At 73.2% G+C, this 12313-nt stretch carries 12 protein-coding genes; 6 read left to right on the plus strand and 6 right to left on the minus strand.

Annotation, left to right across the window (positions count from 1 at the left end):
- The first annotated feature begins 236 nt into the window (after window positions 1-236).
- Window positions 237-983 (plus strand): response regulator transcription factor, encoded by a 747-nt coding sequence (locus K6I34_RS19245; RefSeq protein WP_229327527.1) that lies wholly within the window; start codon window positions 237-239, stop codon window positions 981-983.
- Window positions 980-2125, plus strand: coding sequence for a histidine kinase (locus K6I34_RS19250; protein WP_229327528.1), 1146 nt, complete (start codon window positions 980-982; stop codon window positions 2123-2125). Before K6I34_RS19245 ends, K6I34_RS19250 begins: the two co-directional genes overlap by 4 nt.
- 39 nt (window positions 2126-2164) lie before the next feature.
- On the opposite strand, the gene K6I34_RS19255 is transcribed toward K6I34_RS19250, so the two are convergent.
- Window positions 2165-2545 carry an STAS domain-containing protein gene (locus tag K6I34_RS19255; protein WP_229327529.1) on the minus strand — a complete coding sequence of 127 codons (381 nt, stop codon included), beginning with the start codon at window positions 2543-2545 and terminating at the stop codon, window positions 2165-2167.
- A gap of 500 nt (window positions 2546-3045) precedes the next feature.
- On the opposite strand from K6I34_RS19255, the gene K6I34_RS19260 reads away from it, so the two are divergent.
- Both K6I34_RS19260 and K6I34_RS19265 read left to right on the plus strand, forming a co-directional pair.
- Window positions 3046-3609: a sigma-70 family RNA polymerase sigma factor gene (locus K6I34_RS19260; RefSeq protein WP_229327530.1), complete on the plus strand. Its 564-nt coding sequence runs from the start codon at window positions 3046-3048 to the stop codon at window positions 3607-3609.
- Entirely contained in the window at window positions 3606-4727 is a 1122-nt protein-coding gene (locus tag K6I34_RS19265) for a maleylpyruvate isomerase N-terminal domain-containing protein (RefSeq protein ID WP_229327531.1), read from the plus strand. Before K6I34_RS19260 ends, K6I34_RS19265 begins: the two co-directional genes overlap by 4 nt.
- 23 nt (window positions 4728-4750) lie before the next feature.
- Here the strand turns inward: K6I34_RS19265 and purU are convergent, their stop codons facing one another.
- From purU to K6I34_RS19280, 3 genes are all read right to left on the minus strand, one after another.
- Entirely contained in the window at window positions 4751-5632 is an 882-nt protein-coding gene (purU, locus tag K6I34_RS19270; protein WP_229327532.1) for a formyltetrahydrofolate deformylase, read from the minus strand.
- A gap of 108 nt (window positions 5633-5740) precedes the next feature.
- Entirely contained in the window at window positions 5741-6187 is a 447-nt protein-coding gene (locus tag K6I34_RS19275) for a hypothetical protein (RefSeq protein WP_229327543.1), read from the minus strand.
- A 182-nt stretch (window positions 6188-6369) separates the two neighbouring features.
- Entirely contained in the window at window positions 6370-8067 is a 1698-nt protein-coding gene (locus K6I34_RS19280) for a hypothetical protein (protein ID WP_229327533.1), read from the minus strand.
- 360 nt (window positions 8068-8427) lie between these two features.
- Here K6I34_RS19280 and K6I34_RS19285 point away from each other — a divergent pair, with 360 nt between their 5' ends.
- A complete protein-coding gene (locus K6I34_RS19285; protein ID WP_229327534.1) occupies window positions 8428-8730 on the plus strand; it encodes a hypothetical protein in 303 nt (100 codons plus the stop codon).
- A 138-nt stretch (window positions 8731-8868) separates the two neighbouring features.
- Here the strand turns inward: K6I34_RS19285 and K6I34_RS19290 are convergent, their stop codons facing one another.
- On the minus strand, window positions 8869-10251 hold the full coding sequence (locus tag K6I34_RS19290; RefSeq protein ID WP_229327535.1) for a transcriptional regulator: 1383 nt from the start codon (window positions 10249-10251) through the stop codon (window positions 8869-8871).
- A gap of 322 nt (window positions 10252-10573) precedes the next feature.
- Between K6I34_RS19290 and K6I34_RS19295 the strand changes: the two genes are divergently transcribed.
- Window positions 10574-11254, plus strand: a complete 681-nt coding sequence (locus tag K6I34_RS19295; RefSeq protein WP_229327537.1) for a bifunctional DNA primase/polymerase — start codon at window positions 10574-10576, stop codon at window positions 11252-11254.
- A gap of 52 nt (window positions 11255-11306) precedes the next feature.
- On the opposite strand, the gene K6I34_RS19300 is transcribed toward K6I34_RS19295, so the two are convergent.
- Window positions 11307-12313, minus strand: a 1007-nt coding sequence (locus tag K6I34_RS19300) for an FAD-dependent monooxygenase (protein WP_229327538.1), incomplete at its 5' end; no start/stop codon positions are given.

The following is a 12313-nucleotide window of genomic DNA, read 5'->3' on the forward strand; positions in this document are numbered from 1 at the left end:
GCTCGCGGCTGCCGGTTGCGTCGTAGCCGGTCGCGCAGTTCCCCGCGCCCCTGACGGGGCATGCCCCAGCAACCCCCAACCAGCCCGTCCGGCGTTTGAGGACGCGGCCGCAGGCCGCTCCCGCCTGAAGGGCGGCAATGCACAAAAAGACGAGTGGACCCTTACCCTCCGTTTCTAGGAAGATCCGCCACCGGGACGAGCCGACGGCGGTGACACAGGAAGCGGGGTAGCGATCGGTGATCCGTGTTGCGGTGGTGGACGACGAGCAGCTCGTCCGGTCCGGGCTGCGGATGATCCTGGGCACGGCCCCGGACATCGAGGTCGTCGCGGACTGCGGCGGGGGCGAGGCCGTCGACACCGTGCGCGCCTGCGCCCCGGACGTCGTCCTGCTCGACATCCGGATGCCCGACGTCGACGGGCTGACCGTGCTGCGCGCCCTGCGCGAGCAGCTGCCCCGGCCGCCCGCTGTCGCCATGCTCACCACGTTCGACGCGAACGAGTACCTGGCGTCGGCGCTGCGCGGCGGGGCCACCGGCTTCCTGCTGAAGGACACGGACCCGCAGCAGCTCGTCCAGGCCGTGCGGACGCTCGCGGCCGGGGGCAGCGTCCTCGACCCGGGGGTGACCCGCGCGGTGATCGGCGGCTATCTCGCCGCGGAGGCCGAGACGACGGCCGCCCACGCGGTGGCGGCGCTGACCCCGCGCGAGCGCGAGGTGCTCGCGCTCCTGGGCGCGGGCCTGGCGAACCCCCAGATCGCCGAACGGATGGGCCTGGCCCCCAGCACCGTCAAGGACCACGTACGGGCCCTCCTGGGCAAGCTGGGCGGCCTCAACCGGGTCCAGGCGGCGATCGTCGCCGACCGCGCGGGACTCGTCGCGGCTCCCCCTCCCGTACCGCCCCGCCCGGCGGAGAAGCACCCGGCGGAGAAGCACCCGATGGAGAAGCACCCGGCGGAGAAACGTCCCGAAGGCGGCGCGCGGTGATCGGATCCGTCCGGCAGGCGCTCGCGGGCCGCGTCCCCGGCGGGGTGCGCCGGGCTGCGCCCGTGTGGGTGCCCGCGCTGCTCGCGGCGGTCGACGCCCTGCTGGTCAACGGGGCGGGGCTGGGCACCGGCATGGGGGTGTCGCTGCTGGCCGCCGTGGCACTGCTGTGGCGGCGACGGTTCCCCGTCCTCGTCTTCCTGGTCACGCTGCCGGGGATCTACATCGGCTACATCTGGTTCGCGCCGATGATCGCGCTCTACACGGTGGCCACGCTGCGCACCGACCGGCGGCTGCTCGCCGCGACGGGGCTGCTGCTGACGGTGGCGCACTTCCTGCCGTACCCCCTCTCGGAGTTCTCGCTCGCCGACCGCCGCCAGACCGCGCTGCTGTTCGTCGACGCGCTGGCCACCGGGGCGACACCGATCGCCCTCGGGCTGCTCACCCGCACCCGCCGCGAACTCGCCGCCCGGCTGGACGAACTGACCCGCAGCAGGGCCCGCGAGGACCGGCTCCTCGCCGACCAGGTGCTGGCCACCGAGCGCGCCCGGCTGGCACGGGAGATGCACGACGTCGTCGCCCACCAGGTGAGCCTGATCAGCCTGCAGGCGGGTGCCCTGCAGATCAGCACGCCGGACGAGCGGACGCGGGACGGGGCCACGAAGATCCGCGAACTGTCCGTGCGCACCCTGGAGGAGCTCCGCCACATGGTGGGCATCCTGCGCGCCGCGGGAGCCGACGCCGAGGAGCTCACCCCGCAGCCCTGCCTCGCCGACCTGCCGCGGCTGATCGAACTGTGCGCCATGGACGTCGCGTACGAGAACGCGTGCGCACCGGCGGCCGAGCGCCCGGAGACCGTGGAGCGCGCGGCGTTCCGCACGGTGCAGGAGGCGCTGACCAACGCCCGTAAGCACGCGCCCGGCGCGCGCGTGCGCGTGCGCGTGGCCGACACGGAGGCGGGGCTGCTGGTCGAGGTCCGCAACGGCCCGCCGGACGCGGCGGCCCCGGCCCCGGACCTGCCGGGTGGCGGTCACGGCCTGGTGGGCCTGCGCGAGCGCGCGCAGAGCCTGGGGGGCTCGCTGGAGGCGCACCGCACGGACGACGGCGGTTTCCTCGTACGGGCGGAACTCCCCCTGAACGGGTGATCACCCGGACGGGGTGCGGCCGCTGCCGCAGGTCGACCGTCAGGCGGACAGCGGCTTCTCGCGGGGGGTCTCGTGGGTCGCCGCCGCCAGGTCGGGGTAGATGTCGAACAGCCTGCGCACCCCGAGCGCCGCGAGCACCCTGTTGACGTGCGAGCCGTCCGGACCGCCCTGCGTCGGCAGGATGAGTCTCAGCCGCCCCTGACAGGAGCGCATCAGACGGCGGGCGGCGATGAGCACACCGACCCCGCTGGAGTCGCAGAAGCGGACCTCCGCGAGGTCGAGCACCAGGCTCCGGCGCCCCTCCGCGACCGCGTCGTGCACGCGTTGCCGGACCACCGGCGACGTCACCAGGTCCATCTCGCCGGAGACCAGGAGGACTGCCCAGTCTCCCTGCTCGGCGTCCTTCACCTTCAGCGTCACGCGCTCGAAGCCCCTTCGCTCGGTCCCTCGTTCACCGGAACGGACCCTTCCGCGGTTGCGGCTGCCCGATCGCTCCCGCGTGAAACACCCAGCGGCAACCGGCCCTCATCGAGCCTATGCCCAGCTCGAACTTTGAATTCTCCTAGATCCGGTCACACACGCATAACACATCGGCACATTCGCGCACGTACGATCTACAACGATCGGACACTGGTACGGAAAGTGACCGCGGCAATACCACCCGCAGCCCCTCGCCGCCCGCCTTTGCCGCAAACGCCGCTGCGATGTCGGACCCGGCCAGTAGATTTCCCAAAGCATGTGACGCCGAGCACAAGCGCGAGCGACCATCAGTACGTCGCACGCGCTGTCGATGCGGCGGTTCCCGGCACCGCATGACCCCAGCACCACCTGACCCCGGCACACACGACCCGGCACGCACGACCACACATGACCACGCACGGCAGACGCGCAGGCTGCGCAGGACGCACGGAGGGGGCGGCATGGCGACGGACGCACCACCCAAGTGGGATCGCAAGATGCAACAGCGGCTCGCCCACGGTGAGGCGGCGGCGCTCGGCGAGCTCTACGACCGCTTCGCCTCCCTCGTCCACGCGCAGGCCCACCGGGTCCTCGGCTGCGAGAACGGCGCCGACCGCGTCACCCGTGACGTCTTCGGCTACGTCTGGGAGCACCCCGGCGCGTACGACCCGAAGCAGGGCTCCCTGCGCTCCTGGATCGCCGCCCTCACCCACCAACGGGCGGTCGAGCGCCTCCGGCAGTCGCAGGACGACGGACGCAGCACCCCGGAGGAGATCGAGGAGAAGGTCCGCGCCGCCTCCGCGGCCGCCCGCGCCGACTACATCGTCACCTCCATGCCCGCCCCGCTGCGCGTCGCGCTGGACCTCGCCTATCGGCGCCGCCTCGACTACCGTCAGGCCGCCGCCGACCTCGGCGTCACCGAGGAGGAGGCCCGGCGCCGTCTGCGGCTCGGGCTGCAACTGCTGTCCACCGCGCACCACGGTCCCCGCACGGCGGCCCCGCGCGTCCACGGGAGCGCACGATGACCGGCCCGGCCCCCACGCCTCACAAGGTGCTCAAGTCGCTGCTCGGCGCCTGGGCACTGGCCGCCTGCTCCAGCGACGAGACGGCCGCCGTCGAGGAGCACCTGACCGACTGCGCCGCCTGCGCCGAGGAGGCCGTACGGCTGCGGGACGCGGTCGCCCTGCTGCACCCGGAGGACAGCCTCGACCTCGACCCCCGGCTGCGCTCCCGCGTGCTGGCCTCCTGCCTCGGGCGGCGCCCGCCCCGGGTCCCCGTGCCCGACTGGGCCGCGCCGTACGACGCGGAGACCGCCCGGCTCGACGCCCTGCTGCGTGATATCGGCGAGGCGGAGTGGCGGGCACCGGTGCGGCTGCGGTGGTTCGACGGCGAGCGCTCCATGGCGCGCGACATCAGCGCGGCCGCGGTGATCGGCCACCTGCGCGCCGTGGACGGCCTGGTCGCCACCGGCCTCGGCCTGCCGGACCCGCTGGGCCCGGAGACGACCGCGGGCGGCTCGCCGGAGGAGCGCACCGAGGCGCTCTGGGCCCACGACCCGGACGGGCAGACACCCGGCGCGGCCCGCAGCGCCTGGCGCGCGCAGACCACGGCGTTGATCCGGGGCGTGTCGTTCGCGGACGGCGAGGCCGCGGAGCGGCCCGTCCCCTACGGCCCGTTCAGCCTGTCCCTGCGGGACTCCTTCGTGGACCGCGCCTTCGAGTGCTGGGTGCACGCGACGGACATCGCGGAGGCCGTCGACTATCCGTACGACCCGCCCGCACCCGGCCACCTGCGGCAGATGGTGGAGCTGGCGGCCCGGATGCTCCCGTCGGTGCTGGCGGGCCGCCGTCGCGCCGGGCTCGCCCCGCCACCGCGCACACTCGTCGCAGCGGGCGCCCCGGGCCGCTCCCTGCTCCTGGAGGTCGAGGGGAGCGGCGGCGGCCACTGGCACATCCCGCTGGACTCCCCCGGCGCCCTCGGCTCACCGGAGGGGACGGTGGCCCACGTCGCACTGGACGGCATCGAGTTCTGCCGCCTGGCCGCGGGCCACATACCCCCGGAGGAGGTCGCCGTCGGCCGGGACGGGGACGGCGAGGCCATCAGGGACGTCCTCCTGGCGACGGCGTCCCTGTCCCGGCTGTGAGAGACGACGGGGAGCTCGGGAGGCTAGTCGAAGACGACGGTGCGCCGCCCGTTGAGCAGCACACGGTGCTCGCTGTGCCACTTCACGGCACGGGCCAGGGCCTGGCACTCCACGTCCCGGCCGATGGCCACGAGCTGGTCGGGGGTGACGTCGTGCCGCACGCGCTCGACCTCCTGCTCGATGATCGGGCCCTCGTCGAGGTCGGCCGTCACATAGTGCGCGGTGGCACCGATGAGCTTCACACCACGCGCGTGGGCCTGGTGGTACGGGCGCGCGCCCTTGAAGCTCGGCAGGAAGGAGTGGTGAATATTGATGATCTTCCCGGAGAGCGCCTTGCACAGGTCGTCGGAGAGCACCTGCATATAGCGGGCCAGCACGACCAGCTCGACGTTCTCCGCCTGGACGAGCTCCAGCAGCCGCGCCTCGGCCTCCGGCTTGTTCTCCTTGGTCACCGGGATGTGGTGGAAGGGGACGCCGTACGAGCCGACGAGCTCGGCGAAGTCGGTGTGGTTGGAGACGACCGCCGCGATCTCGACCGGCAGGGCGCCGATGCGCGAGCGGAAGAGCAGGTCGTTGAGGCAGTGCCCGAACTTGGACACCATCAGGACGATGCGCATCTTCTCGTCGGCGCGGTGGATCTGCCAGTCCATCCGGAAGGTGTCACCGATCGCCGCGAAGCTGGCGCGCAGCTTCTCCAGCGTCACCGGGGCGTCCGCACCGAAGTGCACCCGCATGAAGAAGAGCCCGGTGTCGCGGTCGCCGAACTGCTGGCTGTCCTCGATGTTGCACCCGGTCATGAAGAGATAGCTGGACACCGCGTGCACGATGCCCTTCTCGTCCGGGCAGGAGAGGGTGAGGACGTACTGTTCCGGGGCCCCTTCGGTGGGGGACTGCGAGGCGTTCATAGCCCAATAGCGTCGCACATCCGGCGACCCCTCCCGACCGCGCCGACCCCTCCCGACCGCGCCGACCCCTCCCGACCGCGCCGGCCACGCCATCCGCGGCGGCCGCGCTCAGCGACCGCCGGTGGCCAGAGCCAGCACGTCGAGGGAGCGGGGCGGCACGTCCGGGTCGTCACCGTCGCTCAGGGCCAGCCGCACATGGGCCTCGCGCGCGGCGCGTACGGCCTCCGGCCAGCCGTGGTGCTCCAGGTACGCCGAGACGGGCGCGTCGGGGCCGACCTGGTGCATGATCCGCAGCACCCTGAGCACGGCGACGTCGACGACGGCGGCCTCGGCGGAGTCGCGGAAGATCGTCCCGACGTACTTCTCGGCGGACCAGTTGTCCAGCCAGGTGTCCTCGACCAGCCGGTAGACGGCGTCCGTCACGTCCCCGAAGCCCGCGTGCCCGGCGGCCCAGCACTCCTGCTGGAAGACCGGGTCCGAGAGCATGTGCAGCGCGGAGCGCACGTTCGCGCGCCAGCGCCACCACGGCATGTCATTGAGCGGCATACCGTCCATGGTGGTCGAGCGGCGGGTGCGACGGGAGGACTTCTCGGAAGCTTGCACGGACTTGATCGTACGTTCCCCCTCCGTATCCACGGCCGGGGGACCGGCCGGGTCACCGGCCCCGTTCACGCCTGCGGGCCGGCGGCCCGGCCGGTGATCCGGCTGGTGATCCGGCTGGTGGGGGACGGGGCCGGTCAGAGCTGCGTCCACTTGTGCTGGCTCAAGTGGTACTGCTTCGCGATCGGGTTCCACAGATCGGCCGCCTGCTTCTTCGCCGCCGTCGCGTCGTCGCTCGCCTTGTCCCCCGCCGTGCTGTCGGCCGTCGGCTTGGGCCGGTTCTTCTCGCAGCCCCCCTTCGCCCCCGCCTGGTCGGCCCACGTCGCGTAGTGCGAGTCCGCCGACGACGAGGACTGCCACGCCTTCGTCAGCTGCGCCGAGAGCGCCGCGCTGTTGGGCAGCTTGTCGATCGTCGTCTGCTGGAGCCGGGTCAGGAGGTCGTCGCGCTGCTTCGCCGCGTCCCGCAGATCGCTCGCCGACTTGCCGAGGTCCTTGCACTTCCGGGTCGAGTCCACGGCCTTGACCACGGCGTCCCGGCTGTTGTTGCTGTCCTTCAGCAGCGCGTCCAGCGCCTTCGCCTGGGCGAGCACCGGGTCGTCGGCCTTCGGCGAGGCGTTCGTCTTCCCGTCGTCCGGCTTCGCCTCGGAGCCCGGGGCGGCCGAGCTCGCCGCCGTGTTCTGCTGATCGCTCTTCTTCTCGTCACCGCCACCGTCACCGCCACCGCTGAGCAGCGCCCCCGCGCCGAGACCGGCCGCGGCACAGGCGGCGACCACGATGCCGACGACCGCCGGGGTGGGCAGCTTCTTCTTCCGCGACGTGGCGGACCGCTCCGACCGCGACTGGGGCTGAGGCTGGGGCGGCCGCGGCGCACCCGCCTGGGGCCCGCGCGGCGGCGCCTGCCCATGCCCCTGCCCGGGCTGCGGGAAACCCTGGATCCTGTCCGTCGCCGACGCCGAGGCCACCGCCGCGGCGGCGCTCTCCCTGAACAGGCCGTCGAACTCGGCCGGTGTGGGCCGCTCCCCCGTCTGGGCGAAGGGCGCACCGGCCGGGGGTATGTGGGGCGGAGCCGACACGGGAGGCACGGGCCCGGGCGGCACGGCAGCGGACGGAACGGGCATCTGCCCATGCCCGGCCGGAGGCACCGGCGGCAGGTACTGCGTGGCCGCCTCGCCCGCGCCACCGCCCCGCCCGTCCATCACCGGCGGCAAGTACTGCGTCGCGACGGCGTCCGTCGTCGCGGACGGCACGGGCGGCCCGTCCGTCACCGGCGGCAGATACTGCGTGGCCGCCGCGGAATCCTGCCCGTGGTCGACGGGCGCCAGGTACTGCGGCAGCTCCGGGCCGCCCGTCTGCGGCGGCAGAAGCTGAGTGGCATCGCCCGCCCCGGGTATCCCGCCAGGCATCCCACCGTGCATCCCGCTCATCCCGGGCTGCGCGTACGGCGCGGGCGGCAGCGGCGCCCCGGGCACAGGCCCGTCACCCACCGGCGGCAGGTACTGAGTGGCGGCCGAGGCGGAGTCCTGCGCGCCAGGACCGGCGGCTGCGCCGCCCAGCACCGGCGGGAGATACTGCGTGGCTTCGGAGTTCCCGGCCAGGTGCCCGCCCGGGTTGCTGCCCGGGTTGCCCGCCGGGTTTCCGGCCGGCATCTCCGGCGGCAGCGGGACGCGCTGCGCGTCCGGCCCCCACGGCTGGCCCCAGGGGCGGCCGGGTTCGGGCGCGGGGGCGGCCGCTTCGGCGTCCCACCGCTGGGTCTCCTGCTGAGCGGGCAGCACGACGCCCTCGCGCGGTATCTGCGCGGGAGGCCGCGGCGCGTTTCCCTGTCCGCTCTGCGTCACCGGGACTCCTCATGATGTACGGGGACTTTACGGAAGCGTCGGTCACGCTACCGGGTAGCCGCCGCGGCATGCCATGCGCTCCGAGCGGGTGTGACGAGACTCCGACTACGCGCGGTGAGCGGCCGGCCCCTCCGGGGCATCTCCCGCCGAAACCACCGCGGGAGCCGGGCACGGAGCCAGGTACGCCGCGGGTACGGCTCCGGGCAGAGACGGCCCTCCGTCCGCCGCCGTACCGCGACAACGCCACTCGAACCGGCGGCGCATCGTCCACAAGGTTGTCAAGCGGGCGTGCACGCCCCTGCTCCGTGCCCTACGGTGCTCCCAAGTGACCAGGAAAACATGGGCACAAGGAGGGGAAGAGTGGACGAGGAGGAGGACCGGCGGCTGCGTGCGATCGCACCGGAGATCTCCCACACCACGATCGGCCTGATGCGCACGGTCGTCGGTCTCGAACCGGCGGAGCGCGTACCGGAGGAGGCCATGAAGGTGGCCGACGCCGTGCTGGCCAAGCACGGTACCGACGGGCTGCGCGTGCTCATCATGAGCCTGTCGGGCTGGATGGCGGTCGGGATCGAGAACGTCGCCCAGCTCACCCACCAGTCCTACGAGGCCGTCATCGACAGCATCGAGCTGACCTGCCTGGAGGCCAACCCCGACGGCTGAGCGGCGGTCGCGGCCGCGAAGACGGCACCGGGGAGGGCGGGGCCGCAAGGGAAGCCCCGCCCCACACCACCACAAATCGCCCCGAAAACTGACGAACTACCGACGAACTGCCGAGCTATCCCCTCACTCCCCCGCCGCCTACGCGGCCTGCATCTCCAGCCTCGCCCCGAACTCCCGCACCACCGGCTCCTCCCGGTAGGGCGCGAGCCGCTGCTGGAAGTCCTCCAGGTACTCCGCCCCCCGGTTCGAGCGGAGCGTGCCGAGCAGTTCCAGGGCCCGGCTGCCCGTGGCGCAGGCCTCGTCCACGTCGCGCTGCTGGACCTGTGCCGTGGCCAGCAGGAGCAGCCCGATGGCGCGGCGGCGCACCCGCCCCTCGGGGTGACCCGCGATCGCGTCCTCCGCCTGGCGGCGCGCCTGGTCGGCCTGGCCGAGGTCGCGGTGGCAGTGGGCGAGTTCGTCGGCGAGGTAGGCGTGGTCGAAGTGGCGGATCCACGCCGGGTCCTCGCCGTCCTTGCCGCCCGCCTGCTCCAGGTGGTGCAGGGCGCGCCCCGCCGCCACCTGGAACGCGCGCGCGTCGCCCATGAGCGCGTGCCCGCGGGCCTCGGCCGCGCAGAACATCGACTCGGCACGCGGGGAGACCTGCCCCCGCGAGCCTTCCTGTGCCGCCTTGGCGAGTTGGGCGATCTCGCGCGGGTTGCCGAGGGACGCGGCGAGGTGGCTCATGCCCGCGGCGAGCACATAGCCTCCGTAGCCCCGGTCCCCGGCCGCCTGGGCGAGCCGCAGGGCCTGGATGTAGTAGCGCTGGGCGAGCCCCGGCTGGCCCGTGTCGACGGCCATGTACCCGGCGAGCTCCGTCAACCTGGCGACGGCGCCGAAGAGTTCCCGGCCGACCGACTCCCGGTACGACCCGGCGAGCAGCCCGGAGACCACGCTGTTGAGGTAGTGGACGACGACGGGACGTACGTGTCCGCTGCCGTAGCGGTGGTCGAGTTCGACCAGCGCGTCCGTCGTGGCGCGGACGGCGTCCACGTCCGAGGAACCCACGCGGGCACCCGCGTTGCGCGCGACCTGCGGGTCGGCGCCCGTGATCAGCCAGTCGCGGCTGGGCTCGACCAGCGCGGAGGACGCCACGGAGGTGCCACTGAGGAAGTCCCTGCGGCCGACGTCGCTGCGCCACAGTTCACAGACCTGTTCGATGGCCCCGAGGACGGTCGGGGAGAACTGGAGACCGACGCCGGAGGCCAGGTTCTTCCCGTTGGCCATGCCGATCTCGTCGATGGTGACCGTGCGCCCGAGCTTGCGGCCGAGCGCCTCGGCGATGATGCCCGGCGCGCGGCCGCGAGGTTGCTGACCGCGGAGCCAGCGCGCCACGGACGTTTTGTCGTAGCGCAGATCGAGCCCGTGTTCCGCGCCGCACATGTTGACGCGGCGCGCCAACCCGGCGTTGGAACATGCGGCTTCCTGGATCAGCGCTTGCAGCCGTTCGTTCGGCTGCCGCGCCACGAGAGGCCGTGCGGCCATGCTGTACCCCCTGGGACTGCTAAGCGTTCGCGGCGGGTGCCGCGGGTCGTGGAGAAGCCGGTGCAGCGAGAGCTGAAAGAGCCTTCCCCTGTGATCTTTGCCCCCTGAATGTCCGGAGAATGCGGACTTAACGGTAATGACAGCAAAGGCGGTAATGGCCAAACAATTCCCGTCTCGCCCCTGTCGCCTCGCAGTGGCTACCCAGCCCCGGCGCCGATCCCGCGCCTGCGACCCGTACATGCATCCGTGCGCCCCATGTGCATATCCGACCGCGAACGACAAGCATGACCCTGAGCCGTAACCCCTCGTGACGAGGGGAGTTGTGCTGGACGTGGAAGAGACCATCGGTGTAGTAGGAGCCCCGCTCATCCCCCAACAGCACAGCGAGCGACTGCTCGACGCTGCTGTCCGCTATGCGGAAGAACGGCACTGGGACGTTTTCGCGGGCACATGGCTGGAGACGGAGGAGGGCCGGGAGCGCTGCTCCTGCGGTGAACCCGGCTGCCCCGCGCCGGGCGCGCACCCCGCCCGGCCCGACTGGGCGACGCAGGCCACCGGCAGCGCCGTGACCGCCCGCCGGATCTGGGCGCGGCAGCCCTTCTCCGCGGTCCTGCTGCCGACGGGGCGCACCTTCGACGCGCTGGACGTGCCGGACACCGCCGGCTGCCTGGCGCTCGCCCGCATGGAGCGGATGGGCACGCCGCTCGGACCGGTCACCTGCACCCCGTTCGGGCGGATGCTGTTCTTCGTACTGCCCGGCGGGGCGCTGAAGGTCCACGACCTCGCGCGGAAGCTCGGCTGGCACCCCTCCACGCTCGACCTGGTGGCGCGCGGCGAGGGGGACTACGTGGTGGCCCCGCCGACCCGGATGGGCTCGCGCGGTTCGGTGCTGTGGGCCCGGGAGCCCACCGCCGCCAACCGCTGGCTGCCGGACACGGAGGAGCTGGTCAGCTCGCTGGCCTACGCGTGCGGGCGCGACGCGGCGGACGCCCGGCGCCGGTGACGCCGGCACCGGCCGCGCCCGCCGCGGCTCCCCCCGTTTCCCCTGGCTGCTGTCACACCGCGTTCGGCACTCCGCTCGACGCCCGCAGCAGGTCCGAACCCGGGCGGCCGGAGGACTCGGTGTCCTCGGCGGCCTCGGCCACGTAACCGTCCGGCCGTACGAGCAGGGTCAGCGGGAAAGCGTCGGCGCGCGTCACGGTAGTGATGCCCGGCTCGGGCTCCGCCTTCGCGCCCCGCGGCAGGACTCGCACGTACGTACCGGCGCGCAGGGCCTCGTACAGCCTGGTCGGACCGTCGGGGGTCTCGGCCAGCGGCACGTCGGGGGCGCGGCGGCCGGTCATGGGATGTGCGCCGGGCGGCGCGGGGTAGTCGATGCCGATACCGGACACCAGTCCGGCGCCACGGGCGGTGGCCAGGGGCACGGCGGTCGCGGCCCGGAAGGCGGTGTCCCGCAGACGGCGGGCGAGAGGCGAGCCGAGCAGGGCGGCCCGGATGATGCCGTGGCTGACGCGGAGGACCATCTGCCCGACCGGGTGCCGTTCGGCGTGATAGCTGTCGAGCAGCGTTTCGGCGGCCCGGCCCTGAAGCACGGCGGCGAGCTTCCAGCCGAGGTTGGCGGAGTCCTGGAGCCCCGCGTTCATGCCCATGCCCCCGGCGGGCGAGTGGACGTGCGCGGCGTCACCGGCGAGGAAGACGCGGCCCTCGCGGTAGCGCGGCACCTGACGCTCGTCGCTGTGGAAGCGGGAGGTCCAGCGGGGGTCGCCCATCCCGAAGTCCGTGCCGAAGAGCGCGTGGACGACGGAGCGCAGGTTCTCCATGTCGACGGGCGCGTCGGACGGCAGGTCGCTGCCGCGCTCCCAGACGATGGCGCGGTACCAGCCGTCACCGAAGGGCACCAGGAACGCGAAGCCCGCGGCGGCGCTCTCGACAGCGGGCACCTCGGCCGGTTCGGTGGCGAGACGGACGTCGGCGAGCATCACGGACCGCAGGACGGACTTCCCGGGGAACGGCATACCGAGGGCCTGCCGTACGGCGCTGCGCACCCCGTCGGCCCCCACCA

The sequence above is a fragment of the Streptomyces sp. UNOC14_S4 genome (assembly GCF_020740835.1).
Classification (GTDB): Bacteria; Actinomycetota; Actinomycetes; order Streptomycetales; family Streptomycetaceae; genus Streptomyces.

What these genes read in the sequence shown, in the direction of transcription:
- K6I34_RS19275 (WP_229327543.1), bottom strand. Translation starts at nt 6,187, where the DNA reads ATGGACGGTATGCCGCTCAATGACATGCCGTGGTGGCGCTGGCGCGCG.
- K6I34_RS19265 (WP_229327531.1), top strand. Translation starts at nt 3,606, where the DNA reads ATGACCGGCCCGGCCCCCACGCCTCACAAGGTGCTCAAGTCGCTGCTC.
- K6I34_RS19260 (WP_229327530.1), top strand. Translation starts at nt 3,046, where the DNA reads ATGGCGACGGACGCACCACCCAAGTGGGATCGCAAGATGCAACAGCGG.
- purU (WP_229327532.1), bottom strand. Translation starts at nt 5,632, where the DNA reads ATGAACGCCTCGCAGTCCCCCACCGAAGGGGCCCCGGAACAGTACGTC.
- K6I34_RS19290 (WP_229327535.1), bottom strand. Translation starts at nt 10,251, where the DNA reads ATGGCCGCACGGCCTCTCGTGGCGCGGCAGCCGAACGAACGGCTGCAA.